Below are 24,673 nucleotides of genomic sequence, written 5' to 3'. Positions count from 1 at the left end.
TCAGGCGGCCTGGGCCCTGGCCTCGGCCATCAGCGCTTCGATCTCGGCGACGGTCTTCGGCACGCCATTGGTCAGCACTTCGCAGCCGGTCCTGGTCACCACCACGTCGTCTTCGATGCGCACGCCGATGCCGCGCCATTTCTTCGGCACGTCGGTGTTGTCCGGGGCAATGTAGATACCCGGCTCGACGGTCATCGCCATGCCCGGCTCGAGCACGCGCCATTCGCCGCCGACGCGGTATTCGCCGACGTCGTGCACGTCCATGCCCAGCCAGTGGCCGGCGCGGTGCATGTAGAAGGCCTTGTAGGCTTCGCGCTCGATCAGTTCGTCGACGTCGCCCTTGAGCAGACCCAGTTCTACCAGCCCGGCAGTGATGACCCGCACGGTGGCCTCGTGGGCTTCGTTCCAGTGGCGGCCCGGAGCGATGTAGTCGAAGGCCGCCATGTTGGCGTCCAGCACCAACTGGTAGATGGCCTTCTGCTCGGGGCTGAAGGTACCGCTGGCGGGGAAGGTGCGGGTGATGTCGCTGGCGTAGCAATCGATCTCGCAGCCGGCGTCGATCAGGATCAGGTCGCCGTCCTTGATCTGCGCGTCGTTCTCCCGATAGTGCAGGATGCAGGCGTTGCGGCCGGTGGCGACGATCGAGCCATAGGCCGGCATCTTTGCGCCGCCCAGGCGGAAGGCGTATTCCAGCTCGGCTTCCAGGTGGTACTCGTACAGGCCCGGACGGCAAGCCTGCATGGCGCGGATGTGCGCGCCGGCGGAAATTTCCGCGGCATAGCGCATCACCTTCACCTCGCCGGCGCTCTTGTACAGGCGCTGGTCGTGCAGCAGGTGGTCGAGGGCGACGAACTCGTTCGGCGGCTGCGCACCCTGGCGCGCCTTGGAGCGAATGACGTTGATCCACTCCATCAGCCGGCGGTCGAACTCCTGGTTGGCGCCCAGCGCGTAGTACACGCGGTCGCGGCCTTCGATCAGGCCCGGGAGGATGTCGTCGATATCGCCGATGGGGAACGCATCGTCGGCGCCGAAAGCGCTGATGGCACCGTCCTGGCCAGCGCGCAGGCCGTCCCAGAGCTCACGCTCCGGATCGCGCTCGCGGCAGAAGAGTACGTACTCGCCGTGCTCGCGGCCGGGGATCAGCGCCATCACCGCTTCCGGCTCGGGGAAGCCGGTGAGGTACTGGAAGTCGCTGTCCTGGCGGTAGACGTGCTCGACGTCGCGGTTGCGGATGTACATCGGCGCCGCCGGGAGAATGGCGATGCTGTTGGGTTCCATCTGCGCCATCAGCGCCTTGCGACGACGGGCGTATTCCGACTTGGCGATACGGATCATGCGCGACCTCAATGCAGGGAGGGTTTCTCGGCCGGTGCCGGGACCTTGCCGAACTCGGAAAACAGCAGCAGCGGGGCGACGCGCAGGTACTCCTGCACTTCCATGTAGTCGGCCTCGCCATCTTCGGATTCTTCCAGCTGGCCGCCGACCTGGGCGATGGCGGCGATGTCCTGCAGCACTTCATCGGCTTCATCCGACAGGCTGGGGGAGCGCAGCGCCAGGCCGAAGCCGGCGAGGAAGCCCTGGCACCACTGGCCCAGGGCGGTGGCACGCTCCAGCAGCGGCTCGTCGTCGTTGGGCAGCATCAGCACCACGGCCATCTCGCCCTGGCTGAAGTCCTGCTGGACCATGCCCAGCAGGCCGCCCAGCGCTGCACCCAGGCGCTCGCCCGGCTCGCCGCCGAGCAGCTCACCGGCGGCCTGCAGCCACTCGCCCTGGTCAAAGCCGGACCCGGCGCAGACGCGGCCGAGCAGGTGGCCGTGCAGTTCGGCGGGGGAAATCGGCAGGGCAGCCTCGGCGAGCAGGGCGGCGAAAGCGGTGTAGGCGGAGCTGGAAGTGGACATGATCGAACCCGGATGACGGCTAGGCGCCATCAGGCGCCGCGCATAGAATATGGTCCGTTATCCTAGCACCGGCGCACACCGCAAGACCATGTGACGACGCGTCGGGCAGCCGTGCGTTGACCCACCCCCACGGCAGTCCTATATAGTTCTCGATTACTTAAGCAACTCCCAAGCGAGAGCCCATGGAAGACGCCGACCTGCACGCGCTGATCGCCAAGTTCGACCTGCTGCTCCAGCGCCTGGAACAGCTCAAGGCCGAGAACCGGCTGCTGCGGGCGAACGAGAAAAGCTGGCGGGAAGAACGTGCCCATCTGATCGAGAAGAACGATTTGGCTCGGCAGAAGGTCGAAGCGATGATTTTGCGTCTTAAAGCCCTGGAGCAGGACTCATGAGCCAGTCGAACACCCTGAACGTCCAAATCCTCGACAAGGAGTACTGCATCGCCTGCCCTCCGGACGAGCGCGTCAACCTGGAAAGCGCCGCGCGCTACCTGGACAGCAAGATGCGCGAGATCCGTTCCAGCGGCAAGGTCATCGGTGCCGACCGTGTCGCCGTGATGGCCGCCCTGAACATTACCCACGACCTGCTGCACAAGCAGGAGCGCGTGGAGCAGGACAGCGGCTCGACCCGCGAGCGCGTGCGCGAACTGCTCGAGCGCGTGGACCGCGCCCTGACGACCGATCCCCTTACCACCGATAAGGAACAGGGTGAAGTCTGACCAGGGAAATTTCCTTGGGGTATAATCCGTCTCGCTCCCTGGTGTGTTTGCCAGTCGGTGATGTCCCTGAGCCGATAATTGCAACAACGGGGGTTGCCAGTTGGGCTGGTGTGCATGTCCGCACGACGGAAAGCCTTAAAGCCTACTGCAACCACCACCTTGAACTCTCGGGTTCAAGGGCTAACCCGACAGCGGCATGTCCGGGGAGCTTTACCCTTCCATGATCCACGCAGATTCTCTCTCCCGCCCTGCCCTGCGCCGCCAGCTGCGCCAGGCCAGACGCGCGCTCAGCCCCCTTCAGCAACGCCGCGCCGCCCAGGCCCTGTATCGCCAGCTCGCACAGCATCCGCTGTTTCGCCGGGCGAAGCATATTGCGTTGTATTTGCCGGCTGACGGCGAAATCGACCCGCGCCCGCTGATGCAGGCAGCGCAGAAACGCGGCAAGGCAACCTACCTGCCGGTGCTCTCGGACTGGCCGCGCACGCACATGACCTTCCAGCAGGTAGGGATCGGCGAGCGCTGGGTGCGCAACCGTTTCAACATTGCCGAACCGCAGGCCGACCGTCGGCGCCAGCGCCCAGCCTGGGCACTGGACCTGCTGCTGCTGCCGCTGGTGGGCTTCGATCCACAGGGCGGGCGCCTGGGGATGGGCAAGGGGTTCTACGACCGGACCCTGGCCTACCTGGGAATGCGCAAAAATTGGCAGAAACCGACGCTATTGGGCCTGGCGCATGAATGCCAGAAGGTCGATAGGCTGGAGCTGGCGAGCTGGGATGTGCCGCTGATGGGCATAGTGACGGACGGCGGCTGGTATGGCCGTCTCGCGACGGAATCGCGTTCCTTGCGATAGCCGTGGCGATGGCAGCGCGGATTCCAGGCGACTGGATCAGGGCTGCTGGGTGACCTGCACCGGGGCATTGCCCTGGCGTTGTTCCCACAGACTCTGGGTGTAACCGGTAGTGACGACACCCAGACCGAAAAGTATTACCAACACCCACAAAAGATCAGGCTTGCGTTTCATCGATTGCCTCCCCCTTCCAGGCAAACTGTCAACGATGGCCGGCGGTGGTTTTTTTATCCGTCCGGCAGGCCAAGCTAAAAACGGCGGCATTCTCCGACAATGAAAAGCTTCTCGCAATTCTGACGCCAACCGATCGTCGGAGGAGCAGCCGTCCCCAAAACTTCCGGCACTTTCAGGCAATCTTCATGCCGGTATTCCTACATCTTCTTCCTACAATTTGTTTCCAGCGAGCCGGCAGCTTGTCGCAGGGAACCGCCTACCCTTGGTAAAAACATCACGACCCGCCACGCACAAGGAGACCCTCGCGGATGGCACGCGCTTACTGGCTGATGAAATCCGAGCCCGATGAACTCTCGATCCACGACCTGCAGCGCCTGAAAACAGCGCGCTGGGATGGCGTGCGCAACTACCAGGCACGCAACTTCATGCGCAGCATGCAGCCGGGCGACCTGTTCTTCTTCTACCACTCCAGTTGCCCGGAGCCGGGCATTGCCGGCATTGCCGAGATTCAAGGCGAGGCCTACCCGGACCCGACCGCCCTGGACCCGAAAAGCCACTACCACGATCCCAAGGCCAGCGACCAGAAGAACCCCTGGACAGCCCGTGACGTCGGCTTCGTCGAAGCCTTCCGCTCGGTGCTGCCGCTGGGCACGCTCAAGGCACAGGCCGGACTGGAGGAAATGCCGCTGGTGCAGAAAGGCAGCCGTCTGTCGGTCATGCCGGTCACTGCCGAACAGTGGGCGATCGTCGTCGGCCTGGCGCACAAGTAGAGGCACTGTGCTATTAGGTTACTGAAGCCCCCGGAACTCGCCCCATGCACCGCCTTCAGTCCTCACTAGCTACCTACCTCGGGCTTGGCGGTCTGCTCTGCGTGCTGCTGCTTTCCAGCGCCTGGCTCGGCAGGGAGCTGGCGAGCAGCGAACGCCAGCGCGTCCAGGAGCGCCTGACCTACCAGGGGCGCAGCCTGGCGCACCAGCTCGAGGCCAACCTCCACGAGCAGGTGCAGGGCCTGGACCTGCTCGCCCAATTGTGGACCCATCACGGCCGCATGCCCCGTGCCGAATGGGAGCTGGACGCGCGCTTCTATGTGCGCAGCTTCCCCGGCTACCAGTCGATCCAGTGGTCCGATCCGGACTTGCGCATCCGCTGGCTGGAGCCGCTGCAGGGCAACGAGGCGGCGCTGAACTTCCACCTCACCGAGCAGCACCCGAACTACGCCACCGCCATGGCCGCGCGCGACAGCGGCAAGTCACGCCTGAGCGATAGCGTGGAGCTGCTCCAGGGTGGACGTGGCTTCGTGCTTTACACCCCGGTGTTCATTCGCGATGCCAGTCATCAACTGCGCTTCGACGGCTTCATGCAGGGCGTATTCCGCGTTGGCAACCTGATGGACCACCTGATCCAGCAGGCCGACAACCACCTGTTCAGCGTACGCCTGCTGGAGCATGGACAACCGATCTACGTGCGCGAGCAACCCGACAGCAATGCCGGGCAGACCCTGCGGGTGCCGCTGCGGCTGCTCAACAACCGCAGCTTCGAACTGGAGCTCAGCCCCACTTCGGCGCTCGTGCAGTCGCTCTCCACCCCCTTGCCGATGGTGGTGTTCAGTGGCGGCGTGGCCATCAGCCTGCTGCTGGTGGCGGCGTTGTTCCTCGCCCGCGAGAACGCCCGCCGCGCCACCGCACTGAGCGCCAGCAACCAGTTGCTCAACCAGGAAGCGGAGCAACGCCAGTCGGTGGAGGCGCACCTGCGTGACAGCCGCGAACGCCTGCAACTGGCGCTCGACCTCACCGACTCCAGCCGCGACGCGCTGTTCATCTTCGACCTGCAGCAACGCGAGCTGCTGCACATGAACCGAGCCACCTACAGCGGCCTGGGCTACAGCGCCGAGGACTTCCGCCACCTGCTGCGCGACGATCCGGAGCGGCTGATTCCCGGCTTCCACGCCTGGATCCAGCTGGTACAGCAGGCGCACCGGCTGAACCTGTCGATGATCTTCCAGCGCGAGATGCAGCGCCGCGACGGCAGCCTGCAACCGGCGGAAATCAACACCCAGCTGATCCACCAGGGCGACCGCGACTACCTGATCGCCGTGGCCCGCGACAACAGCGAACGCCTGCAACTGGAGGCGCAGTTGCACAAGCTCTCGCAGCAGGACGGCCTCACCGGCCTGTTCAACCGCCGCTACTTCGACCGCCAGTTGCAAAGCGAGTGGCGCCGCCTGCGCCGGGCCGACGCACCGCTGGCGGTGCTGATGCTCGACGTCGATCACTTCAAGCGCTTCAACGACTGCCTCGGCCACCTGGCCGGCGACGACGCCTTGCGGCGGGTTGCCAGTTGCCTGCAGGACTGCTTGCAGCGCGAAGGCGACGTGGCCTGCCGCTATGGCGGCGAAGAGTTCGTGATCATCCTCACCGACACCGGCGCGGAGGGCGCCGGGCATGTCGCGGCCCGCATCCACCAGCATGTGGCGGAACTCGCCATCGCCCATCCGGCGGCAGAGCTCGGGCGACTGACCGTGAGTATCGGCCTGGCCATCGCCACGCCGGGCCAGGACGCCGAGCCGGACCAGTTGATCGCCCAGGCCGACCGGGCGCTCTACGCGGCCAAGCACAAGGGGCGGAATCAGACCTGCGTGTGGCCAGTGGAGTGAATGACCTCGTAGTAGCGAGCAAGCTCGCTACTACGAAGTGCAGCAGGAGTCAGGCCATCTGCCCGATGGTCCGGCGGAAGCGCCACAGCGCGCCGCTGAAGAACGCCGCACCAATCCCGACAATGGCCAGCAGCTGCGGCCAGACGATGGACAGGTCGGCCCCACGATAAAGAATCGCCTGGGCCAGGCTGACGAAGTGCGTGGTCGGCGCCGCCAGCATGATGTACTGCACCAGCTCCGGCATGCTCTCGCGCGGCGTGGTACCACCGGAAAGAATCTGCAGCGGCATCAGCGTGAGGATCACCAGCAGGCCCAGCTGCGGCATCGAGCGCGCCACGGTGCCGAGGAAGATGCCCATCGAAGTGGTGGCGAACAGGTGCAATGCCGCGCCCAGCAGGAACAGCCCCACCGAGCCGCTGATCGGCACGTCCAGCCAGCCGCGTACCACCAGCTGCAACGAGATCGCCGCGGCCACCAGCACCACGGCGCCCATGGACCAGACCTTGGCCATCATGATCTCGAAGGCGGTCAGCGGCATTACCAGCAGGTGCTCCACCGTACCGTGCTCACGCTCGCGGATCAGCGCGGCGCCGGTGAGGATGATCGACAGCATGGTGATCTGGTTGATCACCTCCATCACCGCGCCGAACCAGGCCTGGGTCAGGTTCGGGTTGAACTCCATGCGCACCGCCAGCTCCGCCGGCATCGCCGACTCGGCGCGGTAGCGGCTGACGAACTCGCGCACCTCGGTGCCGACGATGTTCTGGATGTAGCCGGCGCCGGAGAAGGCCTGGCCGGTCTGCGTCGCATCGACGTTGACCTGGATCGCCGGCTGCCGCCCGGCCAGCACGTCGCGCTGGAAGTCCGGCGGGATGTCCAGGGTAAAGGTGTACAGGCCGACATCCATGCCCCGGTCCATCTCCGCGTGGCCGATCATCTCCGGGGGGCGGAAATACGGCGGCTGGAAGGCGTTGACGATGCGCGAGGAGAGTTGCGACTGGTCCTCGTCGACAATCGCGATGGGCGCGTGGTGCAGGGTTTCCGGCACGCCGGTGGCGGAGCTGTAGACGCCCAGGGTAAAGGCCCAGGCGATCAGGATCAGCATCGCGTAGTCGCGGCCCAGGCTGCGGAATTCCTTGATGCCGAGGTTGAAGATGTTCGCCAGCTTGTTCATGGCTCAGTCCTCCTGCTTCTTCAGGCAGGCCACGCTGAGCAGCGTCAGCACCACGATCATCGCCGTCAGCGGCAGGTAATAGACCCACAGGTCGGGGAAGCCCAGCGCCTTGGAGAAGGCACCACGACTGATGACCAGGAAGTGCGAGGTCGGGTAGAGCTGGCCGATGAAGGCCGCCGCGCCTTCCAGCGACGACACCGGATGGATCAGCCCGGAGAACTGGATCGCCGGGATCATGGTGGCGATGGCGGTGCCGAAGACTGCCGCGATCTGGCTCTTCATGAAGGTCGAGAGCAGCAGCCCCAGCCCCGTGCTGGTCACCACGTAGAGGAAGGCGCCGACCAGCAGCGCGAGGAAGCTGCCCTTGAGCGGCACCTGGAACAGCAGCACGGCCATCGCCAGCATCAGCACGAAGTTGATCATGCCCATGCCGATGTAGGGCAACTGCTTGCCCAGCAGGAACTCCAGGCGCGTGACCGGCGTGACGTAGAGATTGGTGATCGAGCCCAGCTCCTTCTCGCGCACCACGCCCAGGGCGGTGAGCATCGCCGGGATCATGATCAGCAAAAGCGGAATCACCGCCGGCACCATGGCCTTGAGGCTCTCCACATCCGGGTTGTAGCGGTAGCGCACTTCGGTACTCGCCGCCGCACCGGTAGAAGCAGCGTTGCCGTTTTGCCTGTCGGCCAGGTAGCTGGCGTGCAGGCCCTGTACGTAGCCGAGCACGGTGTTGGCGCGGGTCGGCATGGCGCCGTCGATCCACACGCCGATGGCCGGGTCGGCGCCACGCTTGAGGTCGCGACCGAAGTTCGGCGGGATCTCCACCGCGAGGCTGATGTCGCCGCTGCGCAGGCGGCGCTCCAGGTCGTCCGGGTCCTGGATCGCCTGCTTCTCAATGAAGTAGCGCGAGCCGGCGATGTTCAGCGCGTAGGCCTGGCTGGTGGTGGTCTGGTCGCGGTCGAGCACGGCGTAGGTGAGGTCTTCGACGTCCATGTTGATGCCGTAGCCGATGATGAACATCAGCAGCGCAGTGCCGACCAGGGCCAGGGTCAGGCGGATCGGGTCGCGGCGCAGCTCCATGGCCTCGCGCCGTGCGTAACTGAACAGGCGCAACCAGCTGAAGCGATCGGAGCCCTTGTACCTGGCCGGTTCGTCGGAGGCCTGGGCTGCGGGTGCCGTTTCCGGCACCGGTGCGCTGCCGGCGGCTTCTTCCAGGTAGGCAATGAAGGTGGCTTCGAGGGTCGGCAGGCCGCGCTTGTCGATCAGTCCCTGCGGGGTGTCGCTGTCGAGCACCTTGCCGGCGTGCATCAGCGAGATGCGGTCGCAGCGCTCGGCCTCGTTCATGAAGTGGGTGGAGATGAAGATGGTCACGCCGTCGTTGCGCGACAGCTCCACCATCAGCTCCCAGAAGCCGTCGCGGGCTACCGGGTCGACGCCCGAGGTGGGCTCGTCGAGGATCAGGATTTCCGGCTTGTGGATCACCGCCACGGCCAGCGACAGGCGCTGGCGAATGCCCAGCGGCAGGCTGTCGGGCAGCTCGTTCTTCACTTTCCCCAGGTCGAAGCGCTGCAGCATTTCCTCGACGCGCGGACCGATCTGCTCGTGCGGGATGTGGAACAGCTTCGCGTGCAGTTCGAGGTTCTGCAGCACCGTCAGCTCGGCGTACAGCGAGAACGCCTGGGACATGTAACCCACGCGCCGGCGCGTCTCCATGTCGTTGGCGTTGACCGGCTGGCCGAACAGTGCGCAGGTGCCTTCGCTGGCCGGCAACAGGCCGGTGAGCATCTTCATGGTGGTGGACTTGCCGCAGCCGTTGGAACCGAGGAAGCCGAAGATTTCCCCGCGCTCGATGCGGAAGCTCACGTGATCCACGGCGACGAAGTCGCCGAAGCGGCAGGTCAGCCCCTCGGCTTCGATGGCTATCTGCGGTGCACCGTCGTGCTGCGGGCGAGGCGGAATGACCAGCTTGTGGTGGCCGGCGCGCTTGCTCTCGGGCAGCAGCGCAATGAACGCCTCCTCGAGGTTCTGCGTCGATGTCTGTTCGCGCAGCTCGGCGGGCGTCCCGGTGGCGAGCACCTTGCCCTCGTCCATCGCCACCAGCCAGTCGAAGCGTTCGGCCTCCTCCATGTAGGCTGTGGCCACCAGCACGCTCATGCCTTCACGACCGGCGCGGATACGGCCGATCAGTTCCCAGAACTGGTTGCGCGACAGCGGATCGACGCCGGTGGTGGGCTCGTCGAGGATCAGCAGGTCAGGATCATGGATCAGCGCACAGCACAGCCCGAGCTTCTGCTTCATGCCACCGGACAGCTTGCCCGCCGGGCGCTCGGCAAAAGGCGCAAGGCCCGTACTCTGCAGCAGGTCGGCGATGCGCCGCTCGCGCTCGGCCTTGTCGTGGCCGAACAGGCGACCGAAGAAATCGACGTTCTCGAACACCGAGAGCGTCGGGTAGAGGTTCTTGCCCAGGCCCTGGGGCATGTAGGCAATCCGCGGGCACACAGCGCGGCGGTGGCGTACATCGCGCATGTCGCCGCCGAGCACCTGGATTTCACCGTCCTGCATTTTCCGCGCACCGGCCAGCAGCGCCAGCAGGCTGGACTTGCCGACGCCGTCCGGGCCGATCAGGCCGACCATGCGATTGGCCGGGATCTCCAGGGTCACGTCGTCCACTGCGCGGGTCTCGCCATAGCGCAGCGAGACGCCAGCCAGACGGGCCACGCAGGCGGCGGCGTTCATTGCGGGACCTTGATCTGCAGGTCAGCCGGCCATTCCACCTGCGGGTCGAGGCGCATGTAGGCCATGCCCGGCACGCCGGTCTTCACGTAGGTGATGTACTTCTCCAGCAGGCCCGGATCGAGGCGCGCCTTGACCCGGAACATCAGCTTCTCGCGCTCGTTGGCAGTCTCCACGGTCTTGGGTGTGAACTGCGCGACGCTGGCGACATAGGACACTTTCGCCGGGATCACGTACTCCGGCACCGCATCGATCACCAGGTGCACTTCCTGGCCCAGCTCGACCTTGCCGGCCTGGCCCGAGGGCAGGAAGAAGGTCATGTAGACATCGGCCAGGTCGACCATGTTGAGCAGCTTGCCGCCAGCCGGCAGGACTTCGCCCGGCTGCGCCACGCGGTACTGCACGCGGCCGTTGCGCGGGGCCTTGAGGTCGCTGTCGTCGATATCCGCCTGCAGGCGCACGGTGCTCGCGGTGGCGGCCTCGATGGCCGACTGCGCCTCGATCACCTGGGAGCTGGCGGCAGCGATACTGGCCTGCGCCGAGATGACCTGGGAGCGCGACGCGGCCAGCGCCGCCTGGGAACTCTGCAGGGCAGCGCGGTCATCGTCGAGTTGCTGTTGCGGCAGGGCGTTGCGCTTGACCAGTTGCTCGGTGCGGGTGAAGCGCTTCTGCGCGGCGGTCAGCTCGGCCTGGCGCTGGGCGACCATGGCTTCGGCGGTGGCCTTCTCGCTGTGCCGCTGGGCCACCAGCGATTGCGCGGTGAGCTTGGCGTTCTGCGCCCGCCGCACTTCGGCCTCGGCCTGCGCCAGCTGGGCCTTGAGTACCTGGGTATCCATGTGCGCGACGACCTGCCCGGCCGTCACGAAATCGCCTTCGTCCACCAGGATTTCGGCCACGCGACCGGGAAGCTTGGTGGCCACATCCACCTCGGTGGCCTCGATGCGCCCATTACCGCTGGCGAAACCTTCGGGGAGGCCCGTCGGCTTGAACGTCTGCCAGGCCAGCGCGGCGAGCACGGCCACCACCAGCACCGCGAGACCGCGGGTGCGCCAGCTTTTTGCGTTTCCTGTCATCCGATTTCCCCTTGCTCAAACGCTCGAATTCGAGCGGATCATGAGGGGATGTTCGGCGACCAGCAGCAAACGGGGTTTGATTCAGGTCAGGCGCGCGCCGGAAATTTCCTACGCGCCTTGTGAGACGGGGCTTTCAGCCCGGCATTGCGGCGAGCAGCCGCAGCCGGAACAACAGAGCGCCTGCCGTATGCAGATGAGCCGCGCTCATGCAGGCGCCGTTTGGGCGATCAGGGCTGGACGATCAGGTTGTTGAACAGCAGGTCGTCCACCAGCGGCTTGCCCTCTTCCTGCTGGAGTACGCCCTGCACTTGCTTGAGGGCTTCCTGGCGCAGCTTCTCCTTGCCATCGACGCTACCGAGGGAGTCGTCGGTCTGCTGGGCGAAAAGCATCACCAGTTGGTTGCGAATCAGCGGCTCGTGGTGCTCGACCTTCTCCGAGGCCTCCTTGCCGGTGACCTTCAGCGCGATATCGGCCTTGAAGTACTTCAGGCGCGGGCCACTTCCGTAATTGCCCACCAGCGCGGGGGTGAGGTCAATGAACACGGGCTTGTTGGCGTCCTCCGGCTTGGCCTCTTCTTCGGCGGCAAGGAAAGGGCTGAAGGAAATGACCAGCAACAGGGCAAGGAAAGCTCTCAAGGCGATGTCTCCGGATTCGATGGGCAAAGGATAGCCACTGTCGCGCCGCCGCCCAAGCTATATCGGGGCATAAGCCCAGGCCATGGTGATTTGCCCCCTGTGCCTGCGCTCCTACACTGGCCCTCTACTCACAAAGAAGAACCTCCAACGGAGTACGTCCTCATGAAAGCCGTGCTGTGCAAAGCCTTCGGCCCCGCCGAAACCCTGGTGCTGGAAGACATCGCCAGCCCCGAGCCGAAGAAGAACGAAGTCCTGCTGCAGGTTCACGCCGCCGGGGTGAACTTCCCCGACACGCTGATCATCGAGGGCAAGTACCAGTTCAAGCCGCCCTTCCCGTTCTCTCCGGGTGGCGAGGCTGCCGGCGTGGTCGGCGCGGTCGGTGAGAAGGTCAGCCATGTGAAACCCGGCGACCGCGTGATGGCGCTGACCGGCTGGGGCAGCTTCGCCGAGGAAGTGGCGGTGCCCGGCTACAGCGTGATGCCGATCCCGGACGGTATGGACTTCGCCAGCGCTGCCGCCTTCGGCATGACCTACGGCACCTCCATGCACGCGCTCAAGCAGCGCGCCAACCTGCAGCCGGGCGAGACCCTGCTGGTGCTCGGCGCCTCCGGCGGCGTGGGCCTGGCCGCGGTGGAAATCGGCAAGGCCATGGGCGCCAAGGTAATCGCCGCCGCCAGCAGCGAGGCCAAGCTGGAAGTGGCCAAGGCCGCCGGCGCCGACGTGCTGATCAACTACAGCGAAGGCAGCCTGAAGGACAAGCTCAAGGAAATCACCGGCGGCCAGGGCGTGGACGTGATCTACGATCCGGTCGGCGGCGAGCTGTTCGAAGAAGCCTTCCGCTCCATCGCCTGGAATGGCCGCATGCTGGTCGTCGGCTTCGCCAGCGGCACCATCCCGTCGCTGCCGGCCAACCTCACCCTGCTCAAGGGCGCCTCCCTGGTCGGCGTGTTCTGGGGCTCCTTCGCCCAGCGCCAGCCGCAGGACAACGCGGCGAACTTCCAGCAACTGTTCAAGTGGTTCGCCGAGGGCAAGATCAAGCCGTTGGTGTCGCAGACCTTCCCGTTGGAAAAGGCCGCCGACGCGATCAATCACCTGGGCCAGCGCAAGGCGGTGGGCAAGGTGGTGGTGACGGTTCGCTGATAGCCTCCTGGCGACACAAAAAGCCCCGCTCAAGCGGGGCTTTTTTCATTCTGGCACTCCTACAGGGGAATCCGGCGTTGAGCGATTCGCGAGCAAGCTCGCTCCTACGAAGAGCCCCATCTCACCGGCTTTGTGTGAGCTAGTGGGAGTATTGGCACAGGGCCGGAGGAAGCCGGAAGAAACCGGAAGACGCCGGAGAGCCCCGGATGGCGCGGGCTTAGCGGACAAGCCCAGCTGAACAGTGCCAAAACTGGCAAATGGGGCAAACGGAAAATTTAGCGGGGGTAATTGGCATACCCCCTGTCAGCCGGGATTAGATCAACCACCCCCCAGCCCAAACCGCACGCCCCACGATCTGCAACTCAGCCAGGCGATCCTTAGGGACCGTCATGGGCTGATAGTCCTTGTTGTGGCTGATGATCAGCACAGAGCCGTCGAACTGGCGCTGCAGGCGCTTCGCGTAAAGGTGGTCATCCAGGAGGATGACATAGACGCCTTCCCCCTCAAGCAAATTGCGGCTCTGATCGATCATCACCGTGTCATCGTCTTCGATGAGTCCTTTCATCGAGTCACCGTCATTCCGTAGACAAGCCAGGCGCTCCGGGCTCAGCCCCTTCTTCCGCAAGGAATATCGAGTGAATGCAAGCTCTGTCAGTACGCGCGCGCGCTCATTCCACGCGCCATGACCTGAGCTGCAGCGAGCGTCGTAGAGCGGAATGAACGCGTACGTCTCTAAGTCCAGGGGCTCCTGCTTGGGAGCTGCAGGGAAAGGCTCGCCCTCACCAGAGGCGAGCCAGCCTAAGTCAACGCCCACTGCCTTTGCTATCTCCACGCAGCGCGCGACCTTGGGCTCACTTTGCCCGGTCAGGTAGTACTCAAGTGTCCGCCGAGGGATGCCAGTCAATCGCGCCAGTTCATCGCCACTTTTGGCTATCTCCGCGCACTGACGGATGCGAGCCGCCAATCCATCAGTCATTTCGCTTTCCCCCAGCAGAAAACGAAACATGCGTATCCGACAAAGCGAAATTTCGCTTTGTCGCAAACCCTTTATGCATCAATAACTTAGCCAAATATAACCACCTTTGTAGCTGGCTCTGGAAAGCGAAACGCCATTTTTCGCTTTACCGCATAGTTGGTTATGGCTATGTTTATCCGTAACAGGCTGTTAGACGGCCTAAAAAAACCACCCGCCAAGATGGTTGTTACTGATGAACATCGCCGAAATGCCGCTCGATCCGGCTCCCCGCTGGGAGTGGATCAAATACCAGCTGCGCATCCATGGCTGTCCGCCGGCTGAGCTGGCTCGCCAGCTCGACATCACCGACCGCGCTATTCGTGCGGTGAAGAACGCACCGTATCCACGCATCGAGCGCGAGATCGCCAAAAAGCTCGGTGTGGAGCCGTTTGAGCTTTGGCCGGAGCGTTGGAACCTTGATGGTTCCCCTCGGCGCCAACGCCCAAACAGGGCGGAAAGCCGACCGAGAAGTGCTGCCAAGGATAGCCGTTACTCTCCTGTTCCGCACCGTAAAACCGGCACGGAGGCTTGAACATGCGTCACGGAAAAGACGACCGCACCATAAACATCGATTTCGATGTGCCGCAGCCCCAGCTGGTTAGCGCCTGCGACTTCCGGGTCCAGGTAAGCGAAATCGTCAGCGAGATGCTGACAGGGGCAAAGAGCACCGGGCTTGAGCGCATTGATGTAGCCGCGCAGATGTCGCACCTGGCCGGCGAAGACATCAGCAAAGCCATGCTGGATGCCTGGTCATCGACGGCCCGCATCGATCACAACCTGCCGTTCTACCGCGCGGCCCTCCTGGAGCAAGTCTGCGGCAGCCATCAATTGACCGACCTGATCGTCACCGTGCGTGGTGGTCGGGTTAGCTGGGGGCGCGATGCCTTGCTGGCTGAGTTGGGCCGCGTCGAGAGCATCAAGGATGAGGCGACCCGCCAAGCCCGCGAACTGCGCCGCCGCCTCGGGGGTGCCCAATGACCCGCCTTCAGGACATCCAGAAAGGCCTGCTCGACGATCTGCGCCATGCGACCGAGTTCTACAAGTGCGTGGAGGCTGAAAGCCCTGCAGTAGAAAACGGTGCATGGACTGACGCCCATGAGTGGCTTCGCACTGCGGCCCTGAACCTAGGGGCGGCCTTGATTGCCGATCTTGAGGCAAGCGAGGAATCCCATGCATAAGTGGTTCTCCGCTCGGGAACTTGCAGGCCTGCCAGGTCTGCCAGGTACTGATCGCGCGATTCAAATCATGGCGAAGCGGGAGCACTGGGAAGGCCAGCGCCGCATCGGCACCAAGGCCGTGGAGTACTACTTCCATCAGCTTCCTGCTGAAACTCAGGCAGCACTAGTTGCACGCCTGGTCCAGCAAGAGGCGCCTGCCGAAGCGCAAGAGCCTGCCGCCCCGCACACGCTGATCACGCCGAAGCGTGACGGTATTTCCACGTCACGCTTGAACGATGATCAGCGTGAAGTGATGGCCGCGCGCGTGTCCTTAATCCGTGAAGTCGAGCGGATGAGCCAGTTCGTCAGCCAGCAGCGCGCCATCTTGACCCTGGTCGGCCTGGCGCGTGAAGGCAATCTCAGCCCTTACCTGGTGGAGCGTGTAGAGCGCGCCAACGACCGTAAGACCGCAGACCGCACCCTGAGCGAGCGCACTCTCAAGCGCTGGCTGGCCGACTATCGCAAGCATGGCGAAATCGCCCTGGCTCCGGCTCGTCGCAAGCCTGACATGAGCGTGCCGGTGTGGGCGCCCGTGTTCCTCAAGCATTACCAGAAGCCGCAGAAGCCCAGCGTTGAGGCGGCGTATGAGCGCTTCAAGGGCGAGTACCAGGGCTGCCCGAGCATCCATGCAGTACGTCGATTTCTGGCCAAGCTCAGCCCGGAAGCCCGTGAGCATGGCCGCATGGGCTCCCGCGAAATCAAAGCGGTCAAGGCGTTCAACCGCCGTAAGGCCGACATGCTCTGGCCTAACGATGTATGGGTGGCGGACGGCCACACCTTCGACGCCGAGGTCATGAACCCCCTGACCGGCCAGATTTTCAAGCCCGAGATCACCATGGTCATCGACTGGGGGACCCGCCGCATCGTCGGTTTCTCGGTCAACCTGGCCGAGTCGACCATTGCCACCGTCGACACCATCCGCGACGGCGTAACCCGCGTCGGCATGTTCAAGCTTTTCTATGTCGACAACGGCAGCGGCTTCGATAACGACACGGTACGGGAAGTGGTGGATCGCCTGGGTGGTGATATGACCCACTCCATTGCTTACAACTCTCAGGCACGCGGCGTCATTGAGCGCCCGCACAAAAGCATCCTGGTGAAGCTGGCAAAGACGTACGACAGCTACATCGGCAAGGACATGGACAAAGAAGCCGCTACCCGCGTGCATCGCCTGTCCCGCAAGCAACTGGCCGAGGGCATCCAGCCCACTCAGATTCCCACCTTCGACGTGTTCTTCCGCGACCTGCAGGACGCCCTGGACGACTACAACCACAAGTCACATCGCGGCCTCCCGAAAGTCCGCGACCTGGAAACAGGCCGGATGCGTAGCCAAACCCCGATGGAGTCCTGGAAGTCGGCGGTCGCTGAGGGATGGGAGCCGCTGCAGGCGCCTGCCGATGTCGTAGCTGGCCTGACTCGCCCGCAGGTCGTTCGCACCACCAACCGCGCCGAAGTGAGGTTTGGCGGTGGCATCTACTTCGCTCGTGAGCTGGAAGCGCTGCACGGCCAGGAAGTGCGCGTCGCCTACGACTTCCGCGATGCCAGCCGCGTGTGGGTCCACAACCTGGACGGCGAGCTGATCTGCGAGGCCCTGGTGGATGGCAACGCATCGCCAGCCATGCCGCGCTCCCTGCTGGACAAGGCGGGAGACCGCCGCGAGAAGGGCCAGATCGCCCGCGCCGTCACCAAGATCAAGACCCTCACCGGTCAGGACGTCGAACTGCGCGTTGTGCCAAAGGCCGCGCCAACTGCCGACCTGAGTGCCGAGCAGATCAGCGAGGCCCGCCGCTACGCCGCCGCGTTGGCAGCTCCCAGCACCTTCGAGATTCCAACCGACTCCATGGCGCGCTATCGCCTGTGGAAGCGCGTCGACCGCCGCATCACCGCTGGCGAGCAGATGGAGCCCGAGGCCCATCGCTGGCATGGCGAATACCCCCGCACCGATGAATTCAAGTCCACCCAGGACATGTACGACTTTGCCGAGGCCGGTCTGGCCCGCGCTTGACCACAGGAGTAACAATTATGAGTGCCAAGAAAATCGTTCCGCTGACCAACGTCGGTCTTCTCGCCAACGCTATCGACCGCGCTATGCGCCGCCCCGTGGGCCTGCCGGGCCTTGTGGTTGCCTACGGCAAGACCGGTTACGGGAAGTCCTTCGCAGCGGCGTTCGCTGCCACCAAGCACCGCGCCTACTACGTCGAGTGCCGTGAGACCTGGACTCGGAAAGCCTTCCTGCAGGCGGTCCTGCGCGACATGGGCATCACTCCGGCCAGCACCTTGTCCGAGATGGTCGACCAGATCGCCGAGCAGCTCAGCCGCAGCAACCGTCCGCTGCTGATCGACGATGCGCAGTACCTGCTGGACAAGGCTGCCGCGAACGTCATCACCGACATTTTCAACGCCAGCCAGGGAACCATTGTGCTGATTGGGGAAGAGCGCGTGCCGACCAGCCTGGCCAAGCTGGAGCGCCTGCACAACCGAGTCCTGGAATGGGTCCCCGCACAGCCGGCCACCGCCGACGACCTGCGCGACCTGATAGACGCCACTTACCCCCATCTCACCATCGCAGACGAGCTGCTGGACGATCTGTGCGCGAAGACCCAGGGCTGCCTGCGCCGCGTCGCCGTGAACCTCTACCGCGTCCACACCGAGGCCCAGGCCATTGGCACCGACACGATTGACCTGGCCACCTGGGGTAATCGCGGCTGGTTCACTGGCGAAGCCCCGGCGCGGAGGGCGTGAGCATGGCTAACCATGTAGACCTCACCGAGATCGCTTGTGCGGGCTGTGGCAGCGAACACCACATTGCCTATGTGAATGCCGCAGCACACGACCCCAAGTTGATCGACCTGGTTGTTGAGTGCGCCGAGTGCGGCCGCACTCTCAATGAGTTCGTGACCGTCAGTGAAATGCTTGTCGTGAGCCAGGGCTCCAAGGCGGTGGGCAATGCGTAAGGCCATTCACCTCACCATGACTGGAGGTAAGAGCCCGCGCCAGCACATGTGGGAAGCCATCCGCTCGCTGTCCCGCGACCCGAAGGGCCTGACCACCTACAACGTGTCGCGTTTGTCCGGCCAGGAAGATCAGGCCGTGAGCAGCTACCTGCGCGACCTGAAGAAAGCCGGCATCGTCGAGCGTGTAGAGGTCCTGGTCCAGCGTGATGCCCGCTGGAAGCTGCTGGCGGATGAAGGCGCCGAGGCTCCGCGCGTCAACAAGAAAGGCGAGCGGGTTCCCCCATCTGCCGTCGAGAACATCTGGCGCACCCTGCGCATCCTGGGCGAGATGAGCGCCGCCGAGGCAGCGGAGCACGCCAGCGTCAACGGCGTGACCATGACCGAGCTGGCCGCCCGCACCTACCTGCAGGGGCTGACCCTCGCCGGCTACGTCACCCGTACCGATGGGACCCCAGGCAAGCCTGCCCGCTACCACCTGGTGCGCCAGCGCTACAGCGGCCCGCAGCACCCGGTCTATCAGCGCAGCACCTTCGAACAGGTCTACGACCCGAACCTGGACCAAGTGGTCTGGACCAAGGACATACCGGACTGCCCCGAGCTGGCTGGCCTGCGGTTGGAAAAGGCTTGCTTGGAGAAAGCGCTTGCAGACCTGCTCGCCGCAGCCAAGCCCATTGAGCGGCTGGCCGGCCGCATGGTCGCCCAGTTCCACCCCGACGACAGCGAGCGCGCGGAAGGCATCGAGGCGTTGCGCCTGTTCAACTACCTGGCGCGTGAGGTGAGCGCATGAATGCTCGCGTCGATCTGTCCGCCTGGGGCGAACAGCCCCCCCAGTGGGTCTGCCTGCTGGCCGCCGAGGTCGAGCAGACCAACCGCACCCGCGCTGGTGAGCGCATCGGCATGAGCCGCTCTGCCGTCAGCCTGGTGCTCTCCAACCGCTACCCATCGCCGAGCACCTCGGCGGTCGAGCGCCGTGTGGTGGCCGCCCTGGGCGCGCTGGAGTGCCCCGCCCTGGGCCAGACCATCAGCCTGATCGAGTGCCAAAGCTACCGCGAAAGAAAGGCTCCGACCCACAACCCGCAGGCGATGCAGCAGTGGAAGGCCTGCCAGCACTGCGCCAACAACCCCAACTGCGCCCAAGCCCTGGAGGCGAGCCATGCAAGCCAGCACTAACGCTCAGCTGAAAGTCCTGACCCCGCGCCTGGCTGATCGGCTGCGGACCTTCAACAGTGCTGCGCGCGATCTGCAGCGCATGGGTATCCGCCTGCACCGGATCGAGCCTGAGGCATACCGCCTGGTCATCAGCCCTGAGGACGGCCGCCGCCTGGTGGGCCTGAAGCTGGTCTGCGGCTACCAGCGCCAGGGGTCGGCGGGCAGCACCCGTTACAGCGCGCAGTTCCAGGGCGTGGAAGTCACCTGGTCCGAGCCGATCAGCTACCGCGACTTCGCCAGCGCCACCCCCATCGACCTCACTTTCCACTGATCCGCAGGAGCAACCACATGAACCAAATCGCAATTCCTGAGGGCTTCCGCTTCGACGCGCAGCGCCGCCTCGTGCATGAAGACATGATCAAGCCCATCGACAAGACCCGCGACGCCCTGGTCGTCGACCTGGTGCAGCAAGGCCTGGCGGTCCAAGACACTCTGCAGCGCTTCAAGGCCGCAGCCTTTGGCGACATCGAGGCGTTCATTGACCTGTCCGCCGAGCAGTACCAGGTCAAGCTGGGCGGGAAGAAAGGCAATGTCACGCTGATGTCGTTCGATGGTCGGTACAAGATCGTCCGCGCCATTCAGGAAAGTATTGCCTTTGACGAGCGCCTGCAGGCGGCGCGCGCTCTGATCGACGAATGCCTGCAGGAGTGGACCGAGGGCGCCCGCCCGGAGGTCGTCACGCTGGTCAACGACGCATTCCGCACGGATACCAAGGGCGAAATCCGAACCGCCCGCGTGCTCGCTCTACGCCGCCTGGCCATAGAGGACGAGCGCTGGCAGCGCGCGATGCAGGCCATCGGCGAGGCGTGCCAGGTTATCGGCTCCAAGTCCTACATCCGCCTCTATGAGCGGATCGGCGACAGCGACCAGTTCCGCCCCATCAGCCTTGACTTGGCGGGGGTGTAACCATGGTCAAGACCTATGCCGTGTGCCGCATTGACGGCCTGATCGAGCTGCACGACGAGCACCCCGGTGACGGCTACTTCGCCCTCGCCGTGGGGGACTCGGCCGAGCTGCGCCGCGTGATCGACCTCAGTGCCGACCCCGTTGCTGGCCTGGCCTGGCGCGTCCCTGGCGTCCGTGCTGGTGCGGAACCCCGTGCCAACCTCAGCGCCATCGCCCGCTACATCCGCGATCTGTCCACTCACGATGCGCCCGGTGTCCGGGCGCTGGGGGTGTGACATGGGGCAAGCACCTCTGCTCGATGACATGAACCCGGACAAGAGCATCCGGGACATCATCCAGGACGCCGAGCTGCTCGACGTCGATTGCTTCGACGTCATGCACCTGCAGCTGGACAACGACAAAGAGCTGGTGATGGTGGCCATCACTGGCGAGTACCTGGACCCGGTGGCAAAGGTCCTGGAAGCCCTCCGGGAAATGCGGGAGGCCAAGGCATGAGCAACTCCGTCGAGTTCAACATGCGCCGCGCTGGCGATGGCTACACCGCCACCAGCAAGGGCAAGTCGGCCAGCTGCAGCTGGAGCCGCGAGCAATGCGCCAAGCGCCTGGGCCACAAGCTCTTCCCTGATGCCGCCCTGCGCGTCGAGTGCATCGAAGACGTGCGCGAAGGCAGCCGCGACAGCCGCTGGCGGATCACTGCGGAGGGGCACTGACATGCACGAGCGTGCTGCACAGCTGATCTACCGGACTCTCTGCCGCGTCGAGGCACGTCTGGCGCGTCAGGCCCTGGGCATGGACCAGGTGCCGCCAACGCCAGCGCTCCAGGTCGAGGAAGTCGCTGCAGTCGAGCCGGCTGAGCTGGAGGAAGTACTTCAGCCGGAGGCCGCTCCTGTCGACGCCTTCGACGACGAGCCAGCACCGTCGCCCAGCCCGCTCTTGCCGCCGATGGCCGCACGGATCGAGGCGATGGCCAAGCGCGGATGGACGCCGCAGATGGCGGTCCATGACTTGCGCCTTCATCCCAAGCGGGTGCGCCAGATCGCCCGCGACTATCACATCACCTTTCACTGCCTGCGCTAGGGGGATTCATGAGCAAGTTCACCATCACCATCACCGAGGAAAGCAACGGGCTGAGCATCATCCTGGATGGCACGGGCAGAAAGGACGGTCCGGCCGCTATCACCGCCTTGGCCCTTCTTCACGTCGCCAAAGACATCGTGCCGAAGGCCACCAAGAGCGCGGCAGAGAACGGCACCTGCCAGTGCGACAAGTGCAAAGCAGCCCGTGCGGAGGCTCAGGAACAGGCGCCAACTCCCGAGGGGAAACCCACCATCCACTGAGCGAAACCGCCCCGGCCTGGCCGGAGCGGTCTGCCCAGCGTGGTGGCTGGGTACTGACGAGCAGCCGAGGAATACATGGATCACAGCAAAGCTTTAGACAAGATCAAGAAACTGCTGCGCCTGGCCGAGAGCAGCAACCCGCACGAAGCGGCCGCTGCGATGCGCCAGGCTCGCGCGATGATGGAGAAGTTCGGCCTCGGAGAGGCTGATGTTGCGCTCTCTGAGGTCTGCGAGCACAGCGCGGCCAGTGGCTCCAAGATGACCCCAGCGCAGTGGGAGGCATCGCTAGCTCACACGGTGGCGCAGGCATACTCCTGCCAGATGCTGTTCATCTCGTTTGCAGGTCAGTGGCGGTTCATTGGCGAGATGGCCGAGGTGGCCGGCTACACGATGACCATCCTTCTGCGCCAGGTGCGCAAAGCCCGCCGCGACTACATCGCCAGCGAGCTGAAGCGCTGCAAACCGGCCAACAAGACCAAGCGCGCCGACATGTTCTGCGAAGGCTGGGTGTGGGCAGTCCGCAATCAGGTCAACCAGTTCGCCGGGAATGCCAAGCCGTCCGAAGCAACCGGGGCCTACATGCTCAAGCACTACCCGAGAACGGTGGAGAGTCAGCCCATCGACCGGAGCAGCAAGAGCGGCAACCTGAGTCAGCGTGACATGCGCGATGCAGGCAGAGGCATCGACGCAGCCGACGACGTGCAGCTCAACCACGGTGTCGTCGGCTCCGCACCGCTGGCCCTGACTTGAGGTGAACATGGCCAAGCCACGCACTGACAAGGTTCGCCGGCAGGACGCTATCCGCCAGCGCCGGCTACGCGCCAACCGCAAGGCCCGTAAGGCAGCCCTGGGCGCCGAGAAGATCAAGCTTGAGGCCTACGCCGGCACTCGGGCCGACATCGAGGCGGTACGCCTGGTGGGTGGCATCGACGATGAGGCCGAGGCCATCACCCTGGGGCTGCGCCTCCTGGGCAACATGGCCCGCCGCAGCCCCGCGAAGTTCCGCCACGCCATTGAGCCGAGGAACTTGGTATGAGCAGCAAAGGCCGCCAACTGATCCAGATCGCCCGCCGCCAGTTGGGCATGGAAGACGACACCTACCGCGCGCTCCTGGAGCGCGTGGCCGGTGTGTCGTCGTCCACCAAGCTGACCCCGCGCCAGATCGGCCGTGTGCTGGCTGAGCTGGAGCGCCTGGGCTGGCAGCCCACCAGCAAGCCCGCAGACCGCCCGGCACCGCAGGTAGCTGATGATCGCCAGCGCCTGGTCAACAAGATCGAGGCGTTCCTCGCCGAGGCGAAGCGCCCTTGGAGCTACGCCGAGGCGATGGGCAAGCGCATCTGTAAGGTGGATCGGGTCGAGTGGATGGACTGCAAGCAGTTGGGCAAGCTGGTTGCGGCCCTGGCCTACGACGCCAAGCGCAACGGGCGGCCGGTATGAACCTGGAGCAGGTGCGCGACCAATTGCCAGCCCAGGTGCTGGAGATTGCCCAGGTTGTCGGGATGCCTGCCGCACTGCGCCTGGTCGGTGAGTTGGGCGGTACGACCTGGGAGTTTGCACGCGGCGCCAACCGCAACGGCCAGATCAAGGTCGCCGCCCTGGCCGACATCATCGGTGACGAAGCGGCCCAGCAGCTCACCAGGCGCCTGGGCGGCGAAACGATCTACATACCCCGCTGTGATGCGGCCCTGCGCAGGCTGCGCGATCTGGAGATTCACCGCCAGTTCGTGCAGGCTGTCCGGGAGGGTGTCGGTGCACGCGTAGTGGTCGCAGAGCTGGCGCGAACTTATAAGCTCAGCGACCGTCGTATCTGGATCATCCTTGACCAGGTGCTGCCGGAAACGCCCGACAACACCGGCGACCTCTTCGACTAAGCCCCGCACTTGCGGGGCTTTGTCTTTCTGCTGAACCCCTTCCTCTAAAGCCCTGTCCGCCGAATCAGCACCATGGCGGCATGGACACTTCCCCGAATCATCACGCCCCCTGCAGCCCCCGCGAGTACGCCGCGCAGGTCCTGGCCGAGTCGAGCCTGGAGCGGCGCCGCAGCCTGATGGAGCACTGCCCATCCCACTGGCGCGAACTGGTGGAAGAGCACGTTCGAACCGGCTGGGCGCATATCCAGGCCTACCGCCAATTCATCAGCGGCCGCCGCCGCTCGATGACCGAAGGTCCGCAGCCTGCACCGCGCCGGGATGACACCAGCTACCGCATCAGTGACTTCAAGAAGTCGGCGCCCGAGGTGGGCAACCGCGAGCTGGCCAAGCTCAAGGCCCTGGTGGGAGGTGGCAATGGGGATTAAGACCCGCGTGCTGGCAGGAGCGCTGAGCGTTGCCACGCCCCTGGTGGGCTACTTCGAAGGACGCAACCTGCTGGCGTACATCGATCCGGTAGGCATCCCGACCATCTGCGACGGCTGGACCCGAGGCGTAAAGCTGGGCGACCAGGCCACGCCGGAAGAGTGCGATGCCCTGACCCGCAAGGGCCTGGAGGAAGCCGCCAAGGTGTTCGGAGCCTGGGTGCCCCAGGACGTCATCGACCGCCTGCCCGCCAAGACCATCGCCGCCTTCCTGTCCTTCATCTACAACGTCGGCCCCGGTGGTCCGGGCGTGAAGGACGGATTCGTCTGGCTCAAGAGCGGCACCCACTCAACCATGCTGCGCGACCTGCAGGCGGGCCGGATCGCCCAGGCCTGTGCGCAGCTTTCCAACTGGACCCGCGCTGGCGGTTCGCAACTTCGCGGCCTAGTCCGTCGACGTGCGGCCGAGCGCGAACTGTGCGAGGGCGACCTGTGAACTGGGTTCAACGAATCTCCGGCGTATTGGCCGTCCTGATCATCATCGGCCTGGTCGTTGCCGGGGCAGAGGCGATGCAGTCCATCGCGCGGACTCAGGGGTACGCCACGGCTCAGGCCGAGGGCAAGGCCGTCCTGGAGCTGCAGCAACGCAAATACGCCGAGGCAGAAGCCCGCAGAGCCCAGCAGGCAGAGGCGGATG

36 protein-coding genes and 2 other RNA genes are annotated in these 24,673 nt (G+C 64.8%); 30 read left to right on the top strand and 8 right to left on the bottom strand.

Annotated features, from left to right (window positions below; translation table 11 throughout):
* Both pepP and L6D89_RS31460 read right to left on the bottom strand, forming a co-directional pair.
* The gene (gene pepP / locus L6D89_RS31465; protein ID WP_236172017.1) at nucleotides 1-1,335 is read right to left on the bottom strand and encodes a Xaa-Pro aminopeptidase; all 1,335 of its coding nucleotides are present in this window, start codon (nucleotides 1,333-1,335) and stop codon (nucleotides 1-3) included.
* A gap of 8 nt (nucleotides 1,336-1,343) precedes the next feature.
* A complete protein-coding gene (locus L6D89_RS31460; protein ID WP_236202255.1) occupies nucleotides 1,344-1,898 on the bottom strand; it encodes a UPF0149 family protein in 555 nt (184 codons plus the stop codon).
* 182 nt (nucleotides 1,899-2,080) lie between these two features.
* Here L6D89_RS31460 and L6D89_RS31455 point away from each other — a divergent pair, with 182 nt between their 5' ends.
* The 4 genes from L6D89_RS31455 to L6D89_RS31440 all read left to right on the top strand — a co-directional run bounded on the left by L6D89_RS31455 (nucleotide 2,081) and on the right by L6D89_RS31440 (nucleotide 3,466).
* Complete coding sequence (locus L6D89_RS31455) at nucleotides 2,081-2,290, top strand: TIGR02449 family protein (protein ID WP_017521390.1); 210 nt, start codon at nucleotides 2,081-2,083, stop codon at nucleotides 2,288-2,290.
* Nucleotides 2,287-2,616, top strand: coding sequence for a cell division protein ZapA (locus L6D89_RS31450; RefSeq protein WP_226045820.1), 330 nt, complete (start codon nucleotides 2,287-2,289; stop codon nucleotides 2,614-2,616). The genes L6D89_RS31455 and L6D89_RS31450 overlap by 4 nt, the downstream gene beginning before the upstream one ends.
* Before the next feature lie 32 nt (nucleotides 2,617-2,648).
* A non-coding RNA gene (gene ssrS / locus L6D89_RS31445) (6S RNA) lies at nucleotides 2,649-2,827 on the top strand.
* A 9-nt stretch (nucleotides 2,828-2,836) separates the two neighbouring features.
* Nucleotides 2,837-3,466, top strand: coding sequence for a 5-formyltetrahydrofolate cyclo-ligase (locus tag L6D89_RS31440; RefSeq protein ID WP_236172357.1), 630 nt, complete (start codon nucleotides 2,837-2,839; stop codon nucleotides 3,464-3,466).
* Nucleotides 3,467-3,502: 36 nt separating this feature from the next.
* On the opposite strand, the gene L6D89_RS32685 is transcribed toward L6D89_RS31440, so the two are convergent.
* Nucleotides 3,503-3,637 carry a hypothetical protein gene (locus L6D89_RS32685; protein ID WP_128082560.1) on the bottom strand — a complete coding sequence of 45 codons (135 nt, stop codon included), beginning with the start codon at nucleotides 3,635-3,637 and terminating at the stop codon, nucleotides 3,503-3,505.
* Between the two features lie 308 nt (nucleotides 3,638-3,945).
* Here L6D89_RS32685 and L6D89_RS31435 point away from each other — a divergent pair, with 308 nt between their 5' ends.
* Together L6D89_RS31435 and L6D89_RS31430 are read left to right on the top strand one after the other, a co-directional pair.
* Nucleotides 3,946-4,407, top strand: coding sequence for an EVE domain-containing protein (locus tag L6D89_RS31435; RefSeq protein ID WP_236172019.1), 462 nt, complete (start codon nucleotides 3,946-3,948; stop codon nucleotides 4,405-4,407).
* A 44-nt stretch (nucleotides 4,408-4,451) separates the two neighbouring features.
* Nucleotides 4,452-6,290, top strand: a complete 1,839-nt coding sequence (locus L6D89_RS31430; protein ID WP_236172021.1) for a sensor domain-containing diguanylate cyclase — start codon at nucleotides 4,452-4,454, stop codon at nucleotides 6,288-6,290.
* A gap of 49 nt (nucleotides 6,291-6,339) precedes the next feature.
* Here the strand turns inward: L6D89_RS31430 and L6D89_RS31425 are convergent, their stop codons facing one another.
* The 4 genes from L6D89_RS31425 to L6D89_RS31410 all read right to left on the bottom strand — a co-directional run bounded on the left by L6D89_RS31425 (nucleotide 6,340) and on the right by L6D89_RS31410 (nucleotide 11,905).
* Nucleotides 6,340-7,464 (bottom strand): ABC transporter permease, encoded by a 1,125-nt coding sequence (locus L6D89_RS31425; protein ID WP_236202254.1) that lies wholly within the window; start codon nucleotides 7,462-7,464, stop codon nucleotides 6,340-6,342.
* Between the two features lie 3 nt (nucleotides 7,465-7,467).
* Nucleotides 7,468-10,200 carry a ribosome-associated ATPase/putative transporter RbbA gene (gene rbbA / locus L6D89_RS31420; RefSeq protein ID WP_236202253.1) on the bottom strand — a complete coding sequence of 911 codons (2,733 nt, stop codon included), beginning with the start codon at nucleotides 10,198-10,200 and terminating at the stop codon, nucleotides 7,468-7,470.
* Nucleotides 10,197-11,270, bottom strand: coding sequence for an HlyD family secretion protein (locus L6D89_RS31415; RefSeq protein ID WP_236172032.1), 1,074 nt, complete (start codon nucleotides 11,268-11,270; stop codon nucleotides 10,197-10,199). Before L6D89_RS31415 ends, rbbA begins: the two co-directional genes overlap by 4 nt.
* 227 nt (nucleotides 11,271-11,497) lie before the next feature.
* A complete protein-coding gene (locus L6D89_RS31410; protein ID WP_236172033.1) occupies nucleotides 11,498-11,905 on the bottom strand; it encodes a flagellar basal body-associated protein FliL in 408 nt (135 codons plus the stop codon).
* A gap of 162 nt (nucleotides 11,906-12,067) precedes the next feature.
* Between L6D89_RS31410 and L6D89_RS31405 the strand changes: the two genes are divergently transcribed.
* On the top strand, nucleotides 12,068-13,045 hold the full coding sequence (locus tag L6D89_RS31405) for an NADPH:quinone oxidoreductase family protein (protein WP_236202252.1): 978 nt from the start codon (nucleotides 12,068-12,070) through the stop codon (nucleotides 13,043-13,045).
* Nucleotides 13,046-13,358: 313 nt separating this feature from the next.
* Here L6D89_RS31405 and L6D89_RS31400 read toward each other — a convergent pair whose 3' ends face one another.
* A complete protein-coding gene (locus tag L6D89_RS31400; protein ID WP_236202251.1) occupies nucleotides 13,359-14,051 on the bottom strand; it encodes an XRE family transcriptional regulator in 693 nt (230 codons plus the stop codon).
* A gap of 202 nt (nucleotides 14,052-14,253) precedes the next feature.
* On the opposite strand from L6D89_RS31400, the gene L6D89_RS31395 reads away from it, so the two are divergent.
* The 23 genes from L6D89_RS31395 to L6D89_RS31285 all read left to right on the top strand — a co-directional run.
* Entirely contained in the window at nucleotides 14,254-14,592 is a 339-nt protein-coding gene (locus L6D89_RS31395; protein ID WP_082450482.1) for a helix-turn-helix domain-containing protein, read from the top strand.
* Nucleotides 14,593-14,594: 2 nt separating this feature from the next.
* Complete coding sequence (locus L6D89_RS31390) at nucleotides 14,595-15,038, top strand: hypothetical protein (RefSeq protein WP_054906996.1); 444 nt, start codon at nucleotides 14,595-14,597, stop codon at nucleotides 15,036-15,038.
* On the top strand, nucleotides 15,035-15,238 hold the full coding sequence (locus L6D89_RS31385; protein WP_054906995.1) for a hypothetical protein: 204 nt from the start codon (nucleotides 15,035-15,037) through the stop codon (nucleotides 15,236-15,238). Before L6D89_RS31390 ends, L6D89_RS31385 begins: the two co-directional genes overlap by 4 nt.
* Nucleotides 15,231-17,282 (top strand): Mu transposase C-terminal domain-containing protein, encoded by a 2,052-nt coding sequence (locus tag L6D89_RS31380; RefSeq protein WP_276574857.1) that lies wholly within the window; start codon nucleotides 15,231-15,233, stop codon nucleotides 17,280-17,282. The genes L6D89_RS31385 and L6D89_RS31380 overlap by 8 nt, the downstream gene beginning before the upstream one ends.
* A gap of 17 nt (nucleotides 17,283-17,299) precedes the next feature.
* Nucleotides 17,300-18,019, top strand: a complete 720-nt coding sequence (locus L6D89_RS31375; protein ID WP_236202249.1) for an AAA family ATPase — start codon at nucleotides 17,300-17,302, stop codon at nucleotides 18,017-18,019.
* 2 nt (nucleotides 18,020-18,021) lie between these two features.
* Nucleotides 18,022-18,231: a hypothetical protein gene (locus L6D89_RS31370; protein ID WP_236202248.1), complete on the top strand. Its 210-nt coding sequence runs from the start codon at nucleotides 18,022-18,024 to the stop codon at nucleotides 18,229-18,231.
* Entirely contained in the window at nucleotides 18,224-19,018 is a 795-nt protein-coding gene (locus L6D89_RS31365; RefSeq protein ID WP_236202247.1) for a MarR family transcriptional regulator, read from the top strand. Before L6D89_RS31370 ends, L6D89_RS31365 begins: the two co-directional genes overlap by 8 nt.
* A complete protein-coding gene (locus tag L6D89_RS31360) occupies nucleotides 19,015-19,401 on the top strand; it encodes a hypothetical protein (RefSeq protein WP_236202246.1) in 387 nt (128 codons plus the stop codon). Before L6D89_RS31365 ends, L6D89_RS31360 begins: the two co-directional genes overlap by 4 nt.
* Nucleotides 19,385-19,711 (top strand): hypothetical protein, encoded by a 327-nt coding sequence (locus L6D89_RS31355; RefSeq protein WP_236202245.1) that lies wholly within the window; start codon nucleotides 19,385-19,387, stop codon nucleotides 19,709-19,711. The genes L6D89_RS31360 and L6D89_RS31355 overlap by 17 nt, the downstream gene beginning before the upstream one ends.
* 17 nt (nucleotides 19,712-19,728) lie before the next feature.
* Nucleotides 19,729-20,346, top strand: a complete 618-nt coding sequence (locus tag L6D89_RS31350) for a DUF3164 family protein (RefSeq protein ID WP_037018723.1) — start codon at nucleotides 19,729-19,731, stop codon at nucleotides 20,344-20,346.
* A gap of 2 nt (nucleotides 20,347-20,348) precedes the next feature.
* Nucleotides 20,349-20,621, top strand: coding sequence for a hypothetical protein (locus tag L6D89_RS31345; protein ID WP_236202244.1), 273 nt, complete (start codon nucleotides 20,349-20,351; stop codon nucleotides 20,619-20,621).
* Nucleotide 20,622: 1 nt separating this feature from the next.
* Nucleotides 20,623-20,841: a hypothetical protein gene (locus tag L6D89_RS31340; RefSeq protein ID WP_065083977.1), complete on the top strand. Its 219-nt coding sequence runs from the start codon at nucleotides 20,623-20,625 to the stop codon at nucleotides 20,839-20,841.
* Nucleotides 20,838-21,056, top strand: a complete 219-nt coding sequence (locus L6D89_RS31335; RefSeq protein ID WP_064979741.1) for a hypothetical protein — start codon at nucleotides 20,838-20,840, stop codon at nucleotides 21,054-21,056. Before L6D89_RS31340 ends, L6D89_RS31335 begins: the two co-directional genes overlap by 4 nt.
* Before the next feature lies 1 nt (nucleotide 21,057).
* Nucleotides 21,058-21,423, top strand: a complete 366-nt coding sequence (locus tag L6D89_RS31330) for a hypothetical protein (protein WP_236202243.1) — start codon at nucleotides 21,058-21,060, stop codon at nucleotides 21,421-21,423.
* Between the two features lie 8 nt (nucleotides 21,424-21,431).
* Nucleotides 21,432-21,683: a hypothetical protein gene (locus L6D89_RS31325; RefSeq protein WP_236202242.1), complete on the top strand. Its 252-nt coding sequence runs from the start codon at nucleotides 21,432-21,434 to the stop codon at nucleotides 21,681-21,683.
* Nucleotides 21,682-21,753: hammerhead ribozyme type II (locus L6D89_RS31320), an RNA gene on the top strand. Before L6D89_RS31325 ends, L6D89_RS31320 begins: the two co-directional genes overlap by 2 nt.
* A 5-nt stretch (nucleotides 21,754-21,758) precedes the next feature.
* Nucleotides 21,759-22,433, top strand: coding sequence for a DUF2786 domain-containing protein (locus tag L6D89_RS31315; protein ID WP_236202241.1), 675 nt, complete (start codon nucleotides 21,759-21,761; stop codon nucleotides 22,431-22,433).
* Nucleotides 22,434-22,440: 7 nt separating this feature from the next.
* The gene (locus L6D89_RS31310) at nucleotides 22,441-22,719 is read left to right on the top strand and encodes a hypothetical protein (RefSeq protein ID WP_236202240.1); all 279 of its coding nucleotides are present in this window, start codon (nucleotides 22,441-22,443) and stop codon (nucleotides 22,717-22,719) included.
* Nucleotides 22,716-23,120: a gp16 family protein gene (locus L6D89_RS31305; protein WP_236202239.1), complete on the top strand. Its 405-nt coding sequence runs from the start codon at nucleotides 22,716-22,718 to the stop codon at nucleotides 23,118-23,120. The genes L6D89_RS31310 and L6D89_RS31305 overlap by 4 nt, the downstream gene beginning before the upstream one ends.
* Entirely contained in the window at nucleotides 23,117-23,554 is a 438-nt protein-coding gene (locus L6D89_RS31300) for a Mor transcription activator family protein (protein WP_236202238.1), read from the top strand. Before L6D89_RS31305 ends, L6D89_RS31300 begins: the two co-directional genes overlap by 4 nt.
* 80 nt (nucleotides 23,555-23,634) lie before the next feature.
* Complete coding sequence (locus tag L6D89_RS31295; protein ID WP_236202237.1) at nucleotides 23,635-23,979, top strand: hypothetical protein; 345 nt, start codon at nucleotides 23,635-23,637, stop codon at nucleotides 23,977-23,979.
* Nucleotides 23,969-24,472, top strand: coding sequence for a lysozyme (locus tag L6D89_RS31290; RefSeq protein WP_236202236.1), 504 nt, complete (start codon nucleotides 23,969-23,971; stop codon nucleotides 24,470-24,472). The genes L6D89_RS31295 and L6D89_RS31290 overlap by 11 nt, the downstream gene beginning before the upstream one ends.
* Nucleotides 24,469-24,673: hypothetical protein (locus L6D89_RS31285; protein ID WP_236202235.1), on the top strand; the 205-nt coding region annotated here is incomplete at its 3' end. The genes L6D89_RS31290 and L6D89_RS31285, both read left to right, overlap by 4 nt.

The organism is Pseudomonas pseudonitroreducens (genome assembly GCF_021603645.1).
Classification (GTDB): Bacteria; Pseudomonadota; Gammaproteobacteria; order Pseudomonadales; family Pseudomonadaceae; genus Pseudomonas; species Pseudomonas pseudonitroreducens.
The sequence above is the reverse complement of the archived record's forward strand: the minus strand, read 5'-3'. Positions and strand labels throughout refer to the sequence as shown.

Excerpts from the sequence above, each read along its gene's own strand:
- pepP (WP_236172017.1), bottom strand. The coding sequence starts at position 1,335 with ATGATCCGTATCGCCAAGTCGGAATACGCCCGTCGTCGCAAGGCGCTG.
- L6D89_RS31460 (WP_236202255.1), bottom strand. The coding sequence starts at position 1,898 with ATGTCCACTTCCAGCTCCGCCTACACCGCTTTCGCCGCCCTGCTCGCC.
- L6D89_RS31455 (WP_017521390.1), top strand. The coding sequence starts at position 2,081 with ATGGAAGACGCCGACCTGCACGCGCTGATCGCCAAGTTCGACCTGCTG.
- L6D89_RS31450 (WP_226045820.1), top strand. The coding sequence starts at position 2,287 with ATGAGCCAGTCGAACACCCTGAACGTCCAAATCCTCGACAAGGAGTAC.
- L6D89_RS31440 (WP_236172357.1), top strand. The coding sequence starts at position 2,837 with ATGATCCACGCAGATTCTCTCTCCCGCCCTGCCCTGCGCCGCCAGCTG.
- L6D89_RS32685 (WP_128082560.1), bottom strand. The coding sequence starts at position 3,637 with ATGAAACGCAAGCCTGATCTTTTGTGGGTGTTGGTAATACTTTTCGGT.
- L6D89_RS31435 (WP_236172019.1), top strand. The coding sequence starts at position 3,946 with ATGGCACGCGCTTACTGGCTGATGAAATCCGAGCCCGATGAACTCTCG.
- L6D89_RS31430 (WP_236172021.1), top strand. The coding sequence starts at position 4,452 with ATGCACCGCCTTCAGTCCTCACTAGCTACCTACCTCGGGCTTGGCGGT.
- L6D89_RS31425 (WP_236202254.1), bottom strand. The coding sequence starts at position 7,464 with ATGAACAAGCTGGCGAACATCTTCAACCTCGGCATCAAGGAATTCCGC.
- rbbA (WP_236202253.1), bottom strand. The coding sequence starts at position 10,200 with ATGAACGCCGCCGCCTGCGTGGCCCGTCTGGCTGGCGTCTCGCTGCGC.
- L6D89_RS31415 (WP_236172032.1), bottom strand. The coding sequence starts at position 11,270 with ATGACAGGAAACGCAAAAAGCTGGCGCACCCGCGGTCTCGCGGTGCTG.
- L6D89_RS31405 (WP_236202252.1), top strand. The coding sequence starts at position 12,068 with ATGAAAGCCGTGCTGTGCAAAGCCTTCGGCCCCGCCGAAACCCTGGTG.
- L6D89_RS31400 (WP_236202251.1), bottom strand. The coding sequence starts at position 14,051 with ATGTTTCGTTTTCTGCTGGGGGAAAGCGAAATGACTGATGGATTGGCG.
- L6D89_RS31395 (WP_082450482.1), top strand. The coding sequence starts at position 14,254 with ATGAACATCGCCGAAATGCCGCTCGATCCGGCTCCCCGCTGGGAGTGG.
- L6D89_RS31390 (WP_054906996.1), top strand. The coding sequence starts at position 14,595 with ATGCGTCACGGAAAAGACGACCGCACCATAAACATCGATTTCGATGTG.
- L6D89_RS31385 (WP_054906995.1), top strand. The coding sequence starts at position 15,035 with ATGACCCGCCTTCAGGACATCCAGAAAGGCCTGCTCGACGATCTGCGC.
- L6D89_RS31380 (WP_276574857.1), top strand. The coding sequence starts at position 15,231 with ATGCATAAGTGGTTCTCCGCTCGGGAACTTGCAGGCCTGCCAGGTCTG.
- L6D89_RS31375 (WP_236202249.1), top strand. The coding sequence starts at position 17,300 with ATGAGTGCCAAGAAAATCGTTCCGCTGACCAACGTCGGTCTTCTCGCC.
- L6D89_RS31370 (WP_236202248.1), top strand. The coding sequence starts at position 18,022 with ATGGCTAACCATGTAGACCTCACCGAGATCGCTTGTGCGGGCTGTGGC.
- L6D89_RS31365 (WP_236202247.1), top strand. The coding sequence starts at position 18,224 with ATGCGTAAGGCCATTCACCTCACCATGACTGGAGGTAAGAGCCCGCGC.
- L6D89_RS31360 (WP_236202246.1), top strand. The coding sequence starts at position 19,015 with ATGAATGCTCGCGTCGATCTGTCCGCCTGGGGCGAACAGCCCCCCCAG.
- L6D89_RS31355 (WP_236202245.1), top strand. The coding sequence starts at position 19,385 with ATGCAAGCCAGCACTAACGCTCAGCTGAAAGTCCTGACCCCGCGCCTG.
- L6D89_RS31350 (WP_037018723.1), top strand. The coding sequence starts at position 19,729 with ATGAACCAAATCGCAATTCCTGAGGGCTTCCGCTTCGACGCGCAGCGC.
- L6D89_RS31345 (WP_236202244.1), top strand. The coding sequence starts at position 20,349 with ATGGTCAAGACCTATGCCGTGTGCCGCATTGACGGCCTGATCGAGCTG.
- L6D89_RS31340 (WP_065083977.1), top strand. The coding sequence starts at position 20,623 with ATGGGGCAAGCACCTCTGCTCGATGACATGAACCCGGACAAGAGCATC.
- L6D89_RS31335 (WP_064979741.1), top strand. The coding sequence starts at position 20,838 with ATGAGCAACTCCGTCGAGTTCAACATGCGCCGCGCTGGCGATGGCTAC.
- L6D89_RS31330 (WP_236202243.1), top strand. The coding sequence starts at position 21,058 with ATGCACGAGCGTGCTGCACAGCTGATCTACCGGACTCTCTGCCGCGTC.
- L6D89_RS31325 (WP_236202242.1), top strand. The coding sequence starts at position 21,432 with ATGAGCAAGTTCACCATCACCATCACCGAGGAAAGCAACGGGCTGAGC.
- L6D89_RS31315 (WP_236202241.1), top strand. The coding sequence starts at position 21,759 with ATGGATCACAGCAAAGCTTTAGACAAGATCAAGAAACTGCTGCGCCTG.
- L6D89_RS31310 (WP_236202240.1), top strand. The coding sequence starts at position 22,441 with ATGGCCAAGCCACGCACTGACAAGGTTCGCCGGCAGGACGCTATCCGC.
- L6D89_RS31305 (WP_236202239.1), top strand. The coding sequence starts at position 22,716 with ATGAGCAGCAAAGGCCGCCAACTGATCCAGATCGCCCGCCGCCAGTTG.
- L6D89_RS31300 (WP_236202238.1), top strand. The coding sequence starts at position 23,117 with ATGAACCTGGAGCAGGTGCGCGACCAATTGCCAGCCCAGGTGCTGGAG.
- L6D89_RS31295 (WP_236202237.1), top strand. The coding sequence starts at position 23,635 with ATGGACACTTCCCCGAATCATCACGCCCCCTGCAGCCCCCGCGAGTAC.
- L6D89_RS31290 (WP_236202236.1), top strand. The coding sequence starts at position 23,969 with ATGGGGATTAAGACCCGCGTGCTGGCAGGAGCGCTGAGCGTTGCCACG.